The 15,986-nt window shown below is 46.0% G+C and carries 14 protein-coding genes; 2 read left to right on the top strand and 12 right to left on the bottom strand.

The features are described 5' to 3' along the window. Positions 1-76: 76 nt before the first annotated feature. From QF117_RS06015 to ilvG, 6 genes are all read right to left on the bottom strand, one after another. On the bottom strand, positions 77-1,057 hold the full coding sequence (locus tag QF117_RS06015; RefSeq protein ID WP_282388190.1) for an MDR family oxidoreductase: 981 nt from the start codon (positions 1,055-1,057) through the stop codon (positions 77-79). A gap of 156 nt (positions 1,058-1,213) precedes the next feature. Beyond that, the gene (gene ilvA / locus QF117_RS06020; RefSeq protein ID WP_282388191.1) at positions 1,214-2,761 is read right to left on the bottom strand and encodes a threonine ammonia-lyase, biosynthetic; all 1,548 of its coding nucleotides are present in this window, start codon (positions 2,759-2,761) and stop codon (positions 1,214-1,216) included. A 4-nt stretch (positions 2,762-2,765) separates the two neighbouring features. After that, the gene (gene ilvD / locus QF117_RS06025) at positions 2,766-4,622 is read right to left on the bottom strand and encodes a dihydroxy-acid dehydratase (RefSeq protein ID WP_282388192.1); all 1,857 of its coding nucleotides are present in this window, start codon (positions 4,620-4,622) and stop codon (positions 2,766-2,768) included. 17 nt (positions 4,623-4,639) lie between these two features. Beyond that, positions 4,640-5,605 carry a branched-chain amino acid transaminase gene (locus QF117_RS06030; RefSeq protein WP_282388193.1) on the bottom strand — a complete coding sequence of 322 codons (966 nt, stop codon included), beginning with the start codon at positions 5,603-5,605 and terminating at the stop codon, positions 4,640-4,642. An 11-nt stretch (positions 5,606-5,616) separates the two neighbouring features. Then, entirely contained in the window at positions 5,617-5,901 is a 285-nt protein-coding gene (gene ilvM / locus QF117_RS06035; protein ID WP_282388194.1) for an acetolactate synthase 2 small subunit, read from the bottom strand. After that, on the bottom strand, positions 5,901-7,547 hold the full coding sequence (gene ilvG / locus QF117_RS06040) for an acetolactate synthase 2 catalytic subunit (protein WP_282388195.1): 1,647 nt from the start codon (positions 7,545-7,547) through the stop codon (positions 5,901-5,903). Before ilvG ends, ilvM begins: the two co-directional genes overlap by 1 nt. Positions 7,548-8,036: 489 nt before the next feature. Between ilvG and QF117_RS06045 the strand changes: the two genes are divergently transcribed. Then, entirely contained in the window at positions 8,037-9,560 is a 1,524-nt protein-coding gene (locus QF117_RS06045) for a YifB family Mg chelatase-like AAA ATPase (RefSeq protein WP_282388196.1), read from the top strand. A gap of 120 nt (positions 9,561-9,680) precedes the next feature. Here QF117_RS06045 and QF117_RS06050 read toward each other — a convergent pair whose 3' ends face one another. The 6 genes from QF117_RS06050 to QF117_RS06075 all read right to left on the bottom strand — a co-directional run bounded on the left by QF117_RS06050 (position 9,681) and on the right by QF117_RS06075 (position 14,761). After that, positions 9,681-10,637, bottom strand: coding sequence for a DUF2860 domain-containing protein (locus QF117_RS06050; RefSeq protein ID WP_282388197.1), 957 nt, complete (start codon positions 10,635-10,637; stop codon positions 9,681-9,683). A 131-nt stretch (positions 10,638-10,768) separates the two neighbouring features. Next, positions 10,769-11,368 carry a thiol:disulfide interchange protein DsbA/DsbL gene (locus QF117_RS06055; RefSeq protein WP_282388198.1) on the bottom strand — a complete coding sequence of 200 codons (600 nt, stop codon included), beginning with the start codon at positions 11,366-11,368 and terminating at the stop codon, positions 10,769-10,771. Between the two features lie 36 nt (positions 11,369-11,404). Next, positions 11,405-12,391, bottom strand: a complete 987-nt coding sequence (locus tag QF117_RS06060; protein WP_282388199.1) for a serine/threonine protein kinase — start codon at positions 12,389-12,391, stop codon at positions 11,405-11,407. A gap of 57 nt (positions 12,392-12,448) precedes the next feature. Further along, the gene (ccoG, locus tag QF117_RS06065; protein ID WP_282388200.1) at positions 12,449-13,867 is read right to left on the bottom strand and encodes a cytochrome c oxidase accessory protein CcoG; all 1,419 of its coding nucleotides are present in this window, start codon (positions 13,865-13,867) and stop codon (positions 12,449-12,451) included. Positions 13,868-14,213: 346 nt separating this feature from the next. Then, positions 14,214-14,480 (bottom strand): YihD family protein, encoded by a 267-nt coding sequence (locus QF117_RS06070; RefSeq protein WP_282388201.1) that lies wholly within the window; start codon positions 14,478-14,480, stop codon positions 14,214-14,216. A 113-nt stretch (positions 14,481-14,593) separates the two neighbouring features. Continuing rightward, the gene (locus QF117_RS06075) at positions 14,594-14,761 is read right to left on the bottom strand and encodes a hypothetical protein (RefSeq protein WP_282388202.1); all 168 of its coding nucleotides are present in this window, start codon (positions 14,759-14,761) and stop codon (positions 14,594-14,596) included. A 345-nt stretch (positions 14,762-15,106) separates the two neighbouring features. On the opposite strand from QF117_RS06075, the gene QF117_RS06080 reads away from it, so the two are divergent. Further along, on the top strand, positions 15,107-15,901 hold the full coding sequence (locus tag QF117_RS06080) for a sporulation protein (RefSeq protein ID WP_282388203.1): 795 nt from the start codon (positions 15,107-15,109) through the stop codon (positions 15,899-15,901). Positions 15,902-15,986 lie beyond the last annotated feature (85 nt).

The following is a 15,986-nucleotide window of genomic DNA, read 5'->3' on the forward strand; positions in this document are numbered from 1 at the left end:
TATGATCAAAAAAAGCTTTAGGTCTCCCTAAAGCTTTTTGCTAAACAGACGGTTTTTAGAATCAACAACCAGTCAGTTACAGTTTGATCACGACTCGACCCGTGATTTGACCATTAGTGATGTCTTCTGCGTATCTTGGGGCCTCTGCAAGATCGATTTCTGTACAGGCTTGCTCAAAATAGCTCTCTGGTAGTAGTTCAACCAGTTTTTCCCATGCTGCGATGCGTTTTTCAAGTGGACAAGAGACTGAATCGACACCTTGCAAGCGCACGTTACGTAATATGAATGGCATCACTGTCGTTGGAAGGTCAAAACCGCCCGCTAATCCACACGCGGCAACCGCGCTGTTGTAGTCCATCTGTGCGAGTACTTTTCCAAGCACCTTACTGCCCACAGTATCAACCGCGCCAGCCCAGATTTGTTTTTCTAGTGGGCGTGCTGGTTCTTCAAATTCGCTACGATCAATGATTCGACTTGCCCCTAATTTTTCAAGTAACGGTCCGTTTTGTTCGACTCGACCTGTCACGGCTGCCACTTGGTAACCTAACTTAGCCAGCAGTGTCACCGCGACGGAACCCACACCACCACTCGCGCCTGTCACAAGTACTTCACCGGTTTCTGGTTTTACCCCCGCATCAACAAGCGCTTGCACACAAAGCATAGCGGTAAAGCCTGCGGTGCCAATCATCATCGCTTTTTTACTGTCCAACCCTTTTGGTAGTGGAACCAGCCAGTCCGCCTTTAAACGTGCTCGCTGCGCCATGCCACCCCAGTGGTTTTCACCAACGCCCCAGCCAGTGAGAACAACGTTATCGCCTGTTTTGTAGCGGTCATCTTCTGAGCTTACGACAGTGCCGGCTAAATCAATACCTGGGACCATAGGGAAATGACGAATGATTTTACCTTTGCCTGTAATAGCAAGGCCATCTTTGTAGTTTAGAGAAGAATAATCGACATCAATCAGTACTTCACCTTCCGGCAGTTGTGATTCATCGATTTTTTCTACACGAGCGATGGTACGTTTTTCTTCTTGGTTTAGAACTAAGGCATTGAACATTCGTATTCTCCATTTAAGGACAGCAATGAAATTACACACAGTGTAGTGGGAAACTAACTATGAATAAAATGAAACTTTAGCATTATATCTATGTGCTAAACGCATTTATTAAACAGTGCAGCATAAAAAAGCCAGTCAAGGAGACTGGCTTTGAGTTTAGGATAAAAAGAACTGATAGGAAGGGTTATCAGTTTCGTCTTTGCATTGATATCCCAATTCACGCAGGTGCGCTGAAAAACGAGTTAAATCATGTTCATCCAGTTCAAAACCACACAACACTCGACCATAGTCGGCGCCATGGTTACGGTAGTTAAACAGGCTAATATTCCAATGCGTTCCGAGGGTGCTTAAGAACTTAAGCAATGCACCAGGGTATTCTGGAAATTCAAAACTGTATAAGCGTTCTTTCAGTGGTTTCGACGGTTTACCACCAATCATGTAGCGAACGTGTAGTTTCGCCATTTCATCGTCCGATAAATCCACGACAGGGTATCCCCCGTTGCGAAGATCGTTAATGATGTGGTCGAGCTCTTCTTGCCCACCTTGCAAACGTACACCAACAAAAATATTGGCTAGGCTATCGTCGTTGTAGCGGTAATTAAATTCCGTCACAGCTCGACCACCAATAAGATCGCAAAATTCAAAGAATGCACCTTGGCGTTCTGGAATGGTCACCGCGAGCAAGCCTTCACGTTTTTCACCCAGTTCACAGCGCTCTGAAACATAACGTAAGCCGTGGAAGTTGGTATTCGCCCCTGAAAGTATGGTGGCGAGTTGCTTCCCTTTCAGTTGGTTTTGCTCTGCAAACTTCTTCAATCCTGCCAGGGCAAGGGCGCCTGAAGGTTCGGCGATGGCACGTGTATCTTCAAAGATGTCTTTTACCGCAGAACAAATCTCGTCACTTGAGACAGAAATATGCCCATCAAGGTATTGCTGACATAAACGGAATGTTTCATCGCCAATGCGCTTTACCGCAACGCCATCAGCGAACATGCTCACTTGGTCAAGAACAACAGGCTCACCAGCATCAAGCGCGGCTTTGAGGCAGGAAGAATCTTCTGGCTCGACGGCAATCACTTTGATTTCTGGCATCAGCTGTTTGATTAACACCGAGACCCCAGCCGCTAAACCACCGCCACCAACAGGCACAAAGATATAATCCAGGTGACCATTTTGCTGCAACATCTCCATGCCTATCGTGCCTTGCCCTGCAATCACTAATGGGTGATCAAAGGGAGGAACAAAGGTATAGCCGTGCTTTTCTGACAACCGTTCAGCTTCGGATTTCGCTTCATCAAAGTTACTGCCATGAAGTACAACGTTGCCACCAAAGCTTCGAACCGCCTCGACTTTGATATCGGGGGTTGTCTTCGGCATCACAATGGTCGTCGTGATCCCCAGCTTTGTTCCTGACATCGCTAAACCTTGTGCATGGTTGCCTGCGGATGCCGCAATGACGCCCTCAGCTTTCTGTGCTTCAGACAAGCTAGCAACCATGTTGTACGCGCCACGCAACTTGAACGAATGCACAGGTTGACGATCTTCACGTTTCAGTTGCACCTGATTGCCCAAACGTTCGGACAAGCGTGGCATATCTTGCAATGGGGTGACCATCGCGACTTCGTAGACAGGTGCTTTAAGGATTTGGCGCAGATAGTCTGCGCCAGTTTGTTTCCCTTGCTTTGCTAAAAAAGCGTCGGTCATGGGGTTACCCTTCTAGCTTAGACTTATCGCGTACCGCGCCTTTGTCTGCGCTTGTTGCCAGGCTCGCATAGGCTTTAAGTGCAAGTGATACAACACGTTCGCGATTGACTGGTTTCCAACCCATTTCATCTTGCGCGTTACGTCGAGCTGCCAGTTCATCTTCAGGCACATCAAGTGTGATGGAACGACTAGGAATATCAATGGTGATGATATCGCCATTTTTCACTAGACCAATTGCACCACCACTTGCCGCTTCTGGAGATACGTGACCAATAGAAAGCCCCGATGTACCACCAGAGAAGCGGCCATCAGTCAGCAGTGCACAAGATTTACCGAGTCCCATCGATTTGAGGTAAGTCGTAGGGTAGAGCATTTCTTGCATACCTGGGCCACCTTTCGGGCCTTCGTAACGAATAACAACCACTTCGCCCGCTTTGACTTTACCGCCCAAGATATTTTCAACCGCGTCATCTTGGCTTTCAAATACTATGGCAGGGCCTTGGAATGTTAAGTTTTCTTCGTCTACACCAGCCGTCTTAACGATACAACCGTCGACCGCAATGTTACCCGAAAGAACGGCCAGCCCACCTTCTTGGCTGAACGCATTTTCTATGGTGCGAATACACCCTTCTTTACGGTCATCATCTAAACGATCCCAGCGGCAATCTTGCGAAAATGCTTTGGTGGTACGAATACCAGCAGGACCTGCACGGTAGAACTTGAGAACGTCTTCATCGTCAGTTTGCATGATGTCGTATTGAGCAAGCTGCTCTTTCATCGACATATTGAGTACCGTGCGAGTGTCACCGTTGAGTAGGCCTGCACGATCAAGTTCACCAAGGATAGCCATCACACCACCTGCACGGTGAACATCTTCCATATGATATTTAGGGGTGGATGGGGCAACTTTACATAGGTGTGGAACACGACGTGACATGGCGTCGATATCGTCCATATCAAAATCAATCTCGCCTTCAAGCGCGGCTGCAATAAGGTGTAAAACCGTATTACTTGAACCGCCCATGGCAATATCTAGCGCCATGGCGTTTTCAAACGCGGCTCGGTTAGCTATGTTGCGCGGCAGTGCTGAATCGTCGCCTTCTTCATAGTAACGTCTGGTTAGGTCAACGACACGCTTACCAGCATTGATGAACAACTGCTCACGATCGGCGTGGGTAGCAAGCATAGAACCGTTACCTGGTTGAGACAGCCCCAATGCTTCTGTTAGACAGTTCATTGAGTTCGCTGTAAACATACCAGAGCAAGAGCCACATGTTGGGCATGCTGATCGTTCAACTTGCTCGCTTTGTTCATCTGAAACGGTGGGATCAGCGCCTTGAATCATAGCATCGACCAAGTCGAGCTTGATGATTTGATCGGAAAGCTTGGTTTTACCTGCTTCCATTGGGCCGCCTGATACAAAAATCGCCGGAATGTTAAGGCGCATAGCGGCCATCATCATTCCTGGGGTGATTTTGTCACAGTTTGAGATGCACACCATGGCGTCGGCACAGTGCGCATTGACCATGTACTCGACTGAATCGGCAATAATTTCACGAGATGGCAGCGAGTAAAGCATGCCGCCGTGGCCCATTGCGATGCCATCATCGACAGCGATGGTGTTGAATTCTTTGGCGATACCACCGGCTTTTTCAATTTCTCTAGCAACCAGTTGCCCCATGTCTTTTAGATGTACGTGACCTGGAACGAATTGCGTGAATGAGTTAACAACAGCGATGATCGGCTTACCGAAATCTTCATCTTTTACGCCCGTTGCACGCCACAATGCTCGTGCGCCCGCCATATTGCGTCCATGAGTTGTGGTCGCGCTGCGGTAGGTATTTTTTGGAGTCTTAGACATTTGAATTTCCTTTTCAATTACTTCGCAGACGGAGTGCTTTGTTGGGGCTTGTTCTCTGGGTAAATGTAGTCAAGCCAGCCCCACTTATCTTCTGTGGTGCCGTTAAATAGGCCAAAGTAATCCGCTTGCAATACTTGAGTGATTGGGCCACGTTTTCCTGTGCCCACTTCAATCTTATCCACTGAGCGTACTGGAACAATTTCTGCTGCGGTTCCTGTCATGAACACTTCGTCAGCAAGGTAGAGTGCTTCACGAGCAATATTTTCTTCACGAACTTCGTAACCACGTTCTTTAGCCAGAGTGATGATTGTGTCACGTGTAATACCCGGCAAAATGGCACTGGTTGCTGGTGGTGTAGAAAGAACGCCATTGCGAATCACAAAGATGTTCTCACCGGCACCTTCAGAAAGATAACCATCAACACTTAAAGCGATACCTTCATCGTAACCATGGCGACGAGCTTCACCACCAACCAATAGCGATGAAAGGTAGTTACCACCAGCTTTTGCTGCGGTAGGAATCGTGTTTGGCGCCGCGCGGTTCCAGCTGGAAATCATCGCATCAACACCATTCTCTAGCGCTTCTTCACCAAGGTAAGAGCCCCAAGGGAAAGCCGCAATGATCAGTTCCATTTCTGAATTTTCTGGAGGACAAACACCCAAGCCAACATTGCCAACAAAGCCAAGTGGGCGAATGTAAGCGGATTCAAGTTTATTTTGACGCAGAGTCTCGCGTGTCGCTTCCATAATTTCTTCTTCCGTATAAGGAATTGGAAAACGGTAGATTTTCGCGGAATCTTTTAGGCGTCTTGCATGCTCTGGGTGACGGAAGATAACTGGACCATTTGGTGTGTTGTAGCAGCGCACGCCTTCAAATACAGAAGTGCCATAGTGCATAGCATGAGTAAGAACGTGAACATTGGCCTCAGCCCAAGGAACCATCTCACCATTAAACCAAATGTAGTCAGCTGTTTTTTTAGACATTATTATCTTCCTTAAGCGTTAAGTGTGTGTTGTAAATTGTTGTTAGGGAGTTCGTTATTGTCGATTTTTGTCACTTCAACGCTGATGACATCCCATAATTTTTCAATCTGATTGGTGAGAAATGCAATAGGTCGATCGCTATCGACAATAATTTCTACACTCGCAATTTTGCTGTCGTGATTTTGTGTTCCCGCCACTTGTTTTACAACAAAACCGCGGTGGCGAACGACGCGTAAAACGCGCTCTAATAGAACCGGTTTATCGTCGGCTTTAATATCTAAGAAATATCTTTCCATTAGGTGTTCTCCAACATTTCACTGTTTGATGCACCCGGTGGTACGAGTGGCCAAACATTTTCTTCTTCATCGATTAGGACATGTAAAAGGTATGCCGTTTTACTTTCGAGCATTTCTTGTAAAGCCGGTTCAACCTCTTCTTTGCGAGTGATGGTTTTTCCAGGGATATCAAATGCTTTAGCGAGCATGACAAAGTCAGGGTTGTCATCCAAAATTGTTTCACTGTGGCGGCCGTCAAAGAATAAGGATTGCCACTGACGAACCATGCCCAATCGAGAGTTGTTCAACAACACCATTTTGACCGGAATTTGGCGGCGTTTTAAGGTGCCAAGTTCTTGAATGTTCATCATGAAGGAGCCGTCGCCTGAAATCAAAATGGATTGATCATCAGGCCTAGAAACTGCCGCACCCATGGCCGCTGGTAAACCAAAGCCCATTGTCCCTAAACCCGCAGACGTAATGAAATTTTGTGGTTCACGAGGCTGAATGTGTTGAGCTGCCCACATTTGGTGTTGGCCCACATCGGTAGATACGATAGAGCTGTCTGGCATCATGTCGGATAATTGCTTAAGCAAAAGCGGGGCAAAGATCAGATCACCTGGGTGATCATATCGCCATGTAAACGCGGTGCGTAGCCCTTCACTGTGGTGAGCCCAAGAGCTGATGTCGTGAGTGCATTTCAGTTTCGGCAGTATTTCTCGGATGTCACCACGCAATGCCGCATTGGCATGACGAAGTTTGCTGATTTCAGCTGCATCAATATCAATATGAATGACTTTCGCATGGGGCGCGAAGGTATCGAGTTTGCCGGTCACGCGGTCATCGAAACGTGCACCGACAACGATCAAAAGGTCACTTTCTTGGACGATAAGGTTGGCGGCTTTTGTGCCGTGCATCCCCAACATGCCAAGATAATGTGGGTCGTGGCGATCAATGGTTCCTAAACCTTTCAATGTGCTGACGGATGGCATTGGGTTTTCAGCAAGAAACTGACGAACGGAGTCAGTGGCTCTGCCGAGTTGAACGCCGCCGCCAACGTACAATACGGGGCGGTTCGATTCGCGAAGCAATGCATTTGCCAGGCGAAACGCTTCAGGCGTTGGCACAGGGAATGGGATATGTTCGAAATCCGGTAAAATTTCGACAGGGGCTTCGGCCAACTGAACATCTTTCGCAATATCAACGATGACAGGGCCTGGTCGACCTGCTTTTGCGACTTCAAATGCTTCTGCAAGTGTTGGTGCTAGGTCATGGATATCAGTCACTAGATAGCTGTGCTTGGTACAAGAAAGGGACATACCGATGACATCCATTTCTTGAAAAGCATCAGTACCAATGTGGGAGCTGGCAACTTGGCCGGTAATGGCAACTAAAGGAATGGAATCCATGAAAGCATCGGCAAGGCCTGTGACGAGGTTAGTCGCACCTGGACCAGAGGTCGCCATGCAGACTGCGACATCTTGTGATGCTCGCGCCATACCAATGGCCGCCATTGCAGCGCCTTGTTCATGGCGACATAAAATATGTTCTACACCACACTCATAAAGGGCATCGTAGATAGGCATAATGGCACCGCCGGGGTAACCAAAGATGGTTTTTATGCCTTGTTGTTTTAATGCGGATACGACTAAATCTGCTCCTTTCATCGTATCCCTCTCATACTACGACTTGGCTCGTAGTGACTTCCATTATTTTTGCACGTCATGTGCGCTCCCATTCTTCCTGTCATTTCTCGACTGAACCTTGGTTATGTTCGGTCGGATGTGCTTCAATTTTTAGTGTACTAATTGTAAAAAACCCCCGGACTTTTCAGTGCGGGGGTTTTTAAAATCTTGTGGTTACTTGCTGCCCACTATCCCCTGCGCGGTGTCAATAATGACCACGATAATCAGGAGTACCAGAGTGTTAAGGCGAGCTTTGAAGTCCATTTTATTTTTTATCTTCGTTTTTGTATTTTATAAATATTGAACAAAATATGTTGCGTACCTAGTGGTAACATAGAATTCCGTTAAATGACAAGCAAAAACTCATTCTTTTTTCACATTTCCTCAGCATCTAGGCAGGTTATATAACACCCTCATTCAAAAAAGAACCATTCAATTGATCATGTGAATCGGTTTCAGTAGGTAAGATAAATGGGGTTAGCCATCGTTCATAGTCGCGCGAGTGTAGGTGTTGAAGCACCTGAGGTGACGGTAGAAGTTCATATCAGTAATGGGTTGCCAGGATTTAGCTTGGTTGGGTTGCCTGAAACCACGGTCAAAGAAGCAAAAGATCGTGTTCGCAGTGCCATTATTAATTCTCGATTTGAGTTCCCAGCAAAGCGGATTACGGTCAATTTGGCACCAGCAGATTTACCTAAAGAAGGCGGCCGATTTGATCTCCCTATTGCGCTGGGTATCTTGGCGGCGTGTGAGCAGATTCCAATTGATAAGTTAACGCAGCGAGAGTTTATCGGTGAGCTGGCGTTGTCAGGGGAGCTACGCGCAATTAAAGGGGTTCTTCCTGCTGCTCTTGCTGCCAATAAAGCGAAGCGATGTCTTATTGTTCCGCATTTAAATGGGGATCAAGCCGCATTAGTCGGGAAAGAAACCCATAAGTCGGCACAAAGCTTATTGGAAGTGTGTGCGGAACTGTGTGGGCAACAGCCACTGCAACTTTTTCAAACCAAAGCCAAGTTCAGTGAGGCTAAGTTAACTCGTGATCTGCAAGATATTATTGGCCAGCAGCAAGGAAAGCGCGCGTTAGAGATTGCCGCTGCGGGAAACCACAATTTGCTTTTTTTGGGGCCACCTGGAACCGGAAAAACCATGCTGGCGTCTCGGCTGTGTGATTTACTGCCTGAAATGTCGGTTAATGAAGCGATGGAAACGGCTTCGGTTGCGTCTTTAACTCAACAAGAAATCAATGAGTACAACTGGAAAAAGAGGCCGTTTCGCTCGCCTCATCATTCAAGCTCGATGGCGGCGCTCGTCGGTGGCGGGTCGATTCCTCGACCCGGAGAGATTTCTTTAGCCCATAACGGGCTGCTCTTTTTGGATGAAATGCCTGAGTTTGAGAGAAAAGTCCTCGATTCGTTAAGAGAGCCGTTAGAGTCGGGTGAAATTGTGATTTCTCGCGCTCAAGGGAAAACCCGTTTCCCGGCTCGCTTTCAATTGGTCGGAGCCTTAAACCCAAGCCCGACGGGTTATTACGAGGGAAGTCATACGCGTACCAATCCTCAATTGATTTTGCGCTATTTGAGTCGACTTTCTGGTCCACTGCTTGATCGGTTTGATATGTCGATAGAAATTCCGGTGCTACCCAAAGGCGTTCTGACAGAAGGTGGAGACAGAGGAGAACCTACTGAGGTGGTAAAACAACGAGTGAAAATCGCCAGAGAGAGAATGTGTGAGCGAAGTGGCGTGGTTAACGCGCTGCTTGGTAGCCGAGATATCGATCAATATTGCCCGTTGGAAAAAGTCGATGCTCAGTTTTTAGAAACTGCTTTGCATCGCCTTGGCCTTTCTATTCGTGCTTATCATCGGATCATTAAGGTCGCTCGAACCATTGCCGATCTCGACGGCGCAGAGAGAATAGAGAAGCCTCACTTAGCAGAGGCGCTTGGGTACCGAGCGATGGATCGATTGTTAAAGCAACTGACCTTACAAGCAGTCTAAGACGATGGTTAACGTAGAAGGCGGTATGACGTAATAGGCTATCTCATTTTAAAGATATGTCGCGATCATTAAGCCGCCATAACTTGATGTTTATGGCGGTTCTAATTGATGAGGTAGGGATTAGAATTTGTAGTTAACACCCAGCGTTACGATGCTTTGAGATTCATCATAAAAGTTAATATTTGCATCGGTTTGGCTATACCCAACGAAAGAAATGAAAGACCAATTTTGCCAGCCCATCAAGTTTTGGTATTCATAGGCGACAAAAAACTTCAATGCATCATCGTTACGTATTTGATTTCCAAATAAGTGATTACCCGCTTGATAGTCATGCTGAGAATAGGCTGCGGTTAAAGCGATGTTATGCTCACCTATCGATTGAAACAGACTCAGTTCACCTCGGTAACCCTTGAAAGAATTGGCTTCTCCTTGTGCATCACTTTCAATATACGATATGGCAGGTAACAACATGGTCGTGCGGCTTAGAGGAATTCTTACTTGCCCTTTGATGAGAAAGGTTTTGGCGTCACGGGCTAATGCGGTATTGACCAGGGCATCCTGCTCAACCTCTTTGTCAGCGTAGGCCATATCGAGAGAGAATAAGCTCCCGCCAATATTCGACAGCTTTAATCGGTAAGCGTTGCCATCGACATCGGTTTCTTGGCGTGCCGTTGTGGTCTCGTAAGGATTCTGCCATTCACTGCCTGACATGACCGTTGGAAGGTAGGCGATGTCTACGGTCATTCTCGAAGGGAATTGATATTTATACCCCAATTGTAAGGCAAGTGTCCCTATCGCGATATCATCACGAGTCGTACCAAAATAGACCTGTTGATTTGATCGGCCGAATGTATAGGCAAGATTACCTAGAGGGGCGACAATTACCGTGTCATCGGTTTCTGCGGTTTGATCTAAACCGGTTAGAACGGAATTAGCGTTGGTATTGAGATGCGATTGAGTGGAGATATACCCGGTATTCAGAGAGATCTCTCCGCTAAACCCATTGCTAGAGCCCAGTTGGGCGTAAGTAGGGGCAGCTGTCAGTAAAGTCAAAAGTAAGACATAGTTGGCTTTCATTAGGTTCTCCATCACCTGAACAAGGGTTTCTACTATACGTTATGATTTATGCACTTATTGAATTTTTTAATAAAAAAAAAGAGAACACACGGTGTTCTCTTTCATTGAATGATGATTCTGTGGCGGTAAAACTACTTGGTCAGCAAATAATTCACTAGCGCAAAATATTCCGTCGTCGTTTTGATTGACTGAGCTTGAACAAGGTAGCGGTTATTGACCACGAGAGCAGGGACACCCGTTAGACCACTATCTTGAAACTGTTTATCAAAACGGCGAACCATGGAATCGACAGCAAAACCATTATATGCAGCGTCGTATTTCTTACCATCAACGCCTTCATCTAAGAATATTTGGCGCAACTCTTCTTCATTTTTGGGTGGCTTGCCCATGTTATGGATACGGTTAAAAAGGACTGGGACCATTTTGTCTTCGACTTTTAGAGCGATCATCGTGGCATACGCTTTACTGACCGGTTTACCCATTGATCCGCCCATGAATGAAACATGGCTTTTCAGTAGCTTAGCGCCCTCTGGTAGCTGTTGTTTCATTTGCTCAATAACAGGTTCCAGTGAATGACAGTGAGGGCAGTAGAAAGAGAAAAACTCCGTGACTATCGGCTTTTTTGAAGGCTCAAGATCGAGTACTTTATAGTGTGTTCCTTCTTCAAACTGTGCCGCGTGAGCTGTAATACTCAGCATGAGGGTTGCGAAAATTGCAAACAGCTTCTTCATTGTTATCTCCATATTCTAATTATAAGGCAAATGCCATTACCATTGTGGTGTGAGTGACAATGACGGTTCACTCAGCGCCGCAATTTGTTCTTTAAAGCCTAAGACTTGGCTTTCCCAGTATTTAGGGTCATTAAACCAAGGAAAAGCGATGGGAAAAGCCGGATCTTGCCACCTTTTTGCCAACCAAGCCATATAGTAGACCATTCGTAGACCACGCAAAGGCTCAATAAGTTTCAGCTGTGAGTGATCAAAATCACAAAACTCTTGATAAGCTTCTAAAACGATGTCCAGTTGAGCCAATTTTTCTGTTCTATCTCCGCTGAGAAGCATCCATAAATCTTGAACCGCAGGGCCATTTCGAGCGTCATCGAGGTCGACAAACATTGGGCCATCTCGCCATAGAATATTGCCAGGATGGCAGTCACCATGCAGCCGAATAACATCGACGTTAGGCAGCCATTGTGCCTCTAATCGCGAAATCAACAGGTCAAGATCGCTGAAAAAAGCGTTCTCAAGGTGCATTGGAATAAAGGTTGAATTTTCCAACAATTTCCTCGGTTGATACAAATACTCATCTAGGCTGATCGTCGGTCGATGAGCAAATGTACGCTGCTGTCCGACTTGGTGAATGCGACCAAGAAAGCGACCTACGCCTTCCAGTTGATCCAAGTTATCCACTTCAAATTGTCTTCCGCCTACACTCACAAACAATGCAAATTGGTAGCCTTGGTATTGATGCAGAGTATGACCGTTAATTCGACATGGCGGTGCGACCGGTACTTCGGCCTCGTGAAGTTCGAGGGTAAAGTCGTGCTCTTCTTGGATTTGCAGTTCGCTCCACCGCTCAGGGCGATAGAATTTCACAACATAGCGTTGGCGTTCTTCATCAGTGAACTGGTACACACGGTTTTCGTAGCTATTAAGAGGCAAGAAACCAGACTCGGCACGAATCCCGATACTCTCTAATGCGTACCACATGAAATCGGGTGTCAGGGCATTAAAATTAAAGGCTTTTTCGGTCATAAAATAAAAAGGCTCATTAACTGAGCCTTTTCCTTAGTGTAAGAGTGAGAGTATCGATTAAAGATTCTTGATAAATCGACTTTCTACTTCGGTACTGAAGTCATCATTGTCGGACAGTATAAACTGAATTGTCGTGACCGATGAGGTTAAGTTGTCAGGGTTGACTCCTAAGCTCATTGGCAGGTTGAGTACTTCCCCTGGTTTCACCTGAATCGTTTGGCGACCATACCAAGTCGCATCGGTTAAGCCGGTGACTTCGAGTTGGTAACGCTGCGTCTGTTGTGTTTTGTTGATTATCTTTAAGGTGTAGGTATTTTCAATTTCACCGACGTTGTTTTCCCGGAACAGCTCACTTCTATCGCGGATAACACTGAGCCCAGCTGGATCGACTCTGGCGATTTGCACAAAGAATAACCCAATCATCACAAGAAGCACCAAGCCGTAGCCAATCAGTTTTGGCCGCATGATATCGGTCTTATTGCCCGCCAATTGATGCTCGGTGGTATAGCTAATGAGACCTTTTTTGTATTTCATGCGCTCCATGGTTTGATCGCAAGCATCAATACACGCGCCGCAGTTAATACATTCGTATTGCAGACCGTCACGGATATCAATACCCGTAGGGCAAACCTGAACACAAAGGTCACAATCGATACAGTCACCTAATCCCAATTCTTTTGGATCGGCTTTACGTGCTCGTGGGCCGCGCTCTTCACCTCGCTTGCTATCGTAGCCGACAATGAAGGTATCTTTGTCGAACATTGCTGATTGAAAACGAGCATAAGGACACATGTGAATACACACAATTGAGCGCATCCAACCGGCATTCGCATAAGTACATGCGGCGAAGAAAATGACCCAAAATACAGGCCAAAAAGTGCCACTAAAGGTGAAGAAATCGACAACCAACTCTTTGACCGGAATAAAGTAGCCGACAAAGGTTAAACCTGTGGCTAATGCTATGGCTATCCAGGCGCAATGTTTCAATACTTTTCGAAACAGTATTTTTCCAGTGAGTTTTCCTGAATCTTGCTTACGCCGCTTGTTGGCACTGCCTTCGAGTTTTTCTTCAAACCAGATGTACATAAAAGTCCAAACGGTTTGTGGGCAAAGATAACCACACCAGACTCGACCTAAAAAAGTGGTGATAAAAAACAGCCCAAATGCTGCAATCATAAAGAGCAACGCGAGGAGCGTGAGATCTTGTGGGTAGAGTGTGGTTCCGAAGAAGTTAAACTGCTGGCTGGCAATATCGAGCAGGATCGCCTGACGTTCTCCATAAGGTATCCACGGAATTAGCGTGAATAGAGCGAGTAAAAACCAGCCCCCATAGCGGCGTAGTTGCTGAAATACCCCTTTGCTTTCTCGAACATAGATGCGATTGCTTGGGTTGAAGCGATCTTGTTTCCCTTTATGGGTCTTGGGGTTATATGTTTTGGGAGTGATATCCTTAACATCGATCTTGTCCTGACTCATGAAGTCATCCTTTTCTTTGGGGCTGCTAGGCATGAGTTCTATTGCTCATGCTCTATCGACATTGCATTTTGTTTGGTCAATACTTTTGGTTAGTTAATACTTGTGTTTGTAAATAAACGTTGTTCGCAAATTAACGCTTTTTGCAAATTCATCTTGTTTGCTGAGACGTATTTTAAATCCCTGAGCGCTAAGTGGCGGGTTATTATACAGTGGATTGTGGATTCAATTGTTTAACATTAACCACACTTCATAACAAAATGTGCCTGTTTTGTGGTGGGTTAGCCTTAAAGGGAATAAAAAAGCGACCGGATGGTCGGTCGCTAAGATCACAAGAAAGGAAAATACGTTATTTGATGATGCCTCGGGCGCGCAGAATCGCCTCTTTAAAATCATTTTCTTGGTCTTTCTTTAATCCTGGGATCATGTCTGACTTATCGCTATTACGCATTTTTAGATGGTAAATAAGCACGTCGTCAGTGAGATCGTCGAGTTTACCTTCATAGCCAGCTTCTTCCGCTAATTTTACAATAAATTGTAATAAGTTCAGCTGTTGATCTTTTTGCCATTCAGGCTCGAGAAGTTCGACTAATTCTTCAATTCTATGGCACTTCACTATTTCATCTCACGGTTATCATTTTATGGGATGTAATGTATCAAATATCACGTTTAAATCTAGGGTTGGTCGATTTTAGGTACAAAAAAGCGCAGTGAGTACTGCGCTTTTTATTAAGCCGCTTTTGTTTCTTTAGTAGGGTCGGACATCGTTCTTGCTGTCTTCTCTGCCAAAGTCATCACGGGTGTTGCCTGTCTTGCTGTCGGAGCAGTAGCAAAGCCACTACGACGACGAGACGCACTGCGATTTGAGTGCGCAAACCTGACGGGTGTTGGGCGCATTGATTAACCTAACTGCCAGGCATATCCATTGCCAATTTAATGGCCTAAGTCGTTATGAGTTGAGCTTCAATTGCTTGAAGGGTGGCTCTTCTGGCTCTCGCCAATCCAAATAACGACTCAGGAGTTGTGATATGCAAGCACATCAAAAAGTAGATTAGCACCAACTTGTGGATTGGTCGATATATAAACAGTTTTTGTGTGGGTTTATTATGATAAAAATGCGATTGAAATAGCGGCTAACAATTTGACGGGGCTTTTCAGGGGTGAAGTGGGAAAAACGCCAGAGGGGCGATTGAGTTAAGACTCGATTCGTGGTTACTATGGAGACTCATCAAGGAGGTGTGTATGTCATTTTTCAAGAAAACCCTCGCAAGTTTTGGTATCGGTTCAGCCAAGGTTGATTCGGTATTGCAACAAGAAGTGCTCTACCCTGGTCAAGGCGTCAATGTGACCATTCATGTCTATGGCGGTTCAAGTGAACAAGAAATCGATAATATTGAGCTAAAGCTGTGTTGTCGATATGTCGAAGAGGTGACGACTGAGCCTGGAAAAAATTCTGAAGGCCAGCGTACTCGTCGTGTCAATAAAACGCATACATTAGCCGAGTGGACGTTGCCCTATGCATTCACGATAAAATCAGGTGAAGAGCGAGACTTTAACGTTGAGCTCGACGTCCCACTTAATACCCCAGTGACCATCGGGGATGCGAAAGTGTGGTTGGAGACCGGTCTGGATATTTCGATGGCGATCGATCCCACAGACAAAGATATTTTGACGGTGAGGCCCGACCCGTTAATGGATGGGATTTTTACGGCACTCGAGGAGCAGGGACTCAGAATTAGGCAAGTGGAGTGTGAAGCGGTTAAAGGCTTTGAATTGCCTTTTGTTCAAGAGTTCGAATTTGTACCAACGACAGGTCCTTACCATGGGCGGTGGCGTGAAGTTGAAATTGTCGCGCATCATACAGAAAGCGAGTTGAAACTTTGGTTTGAAGTGGATCGAAATCGCAAAGGTGCAAAAGGCATGTTGGCAAGCTTGCTTGGGTTGGGGGAATTAAAGCGAGAGCTATCTATTCCTATCGGAACCAATCCGGAACTGGCAGGGCAACAGGTTCTAGCATTTTTAGAAGAGAGCTGTTAAGCGTGGATAATCATTTAAGCTTACAAGTGTAAGCTTAAATGTGCGATACTGCGGATTATTGAATTTCTACTTTGGTTGGTAGCTC

Source organism: Vibrio sp. YMD68 (assembly GCF_029958905.1).
Classification (GTDB): Bacteria; Pseudomonadota; Gammaproteobacteria; order Enterobacterales; family Vibrionaceae; genus Vibrio.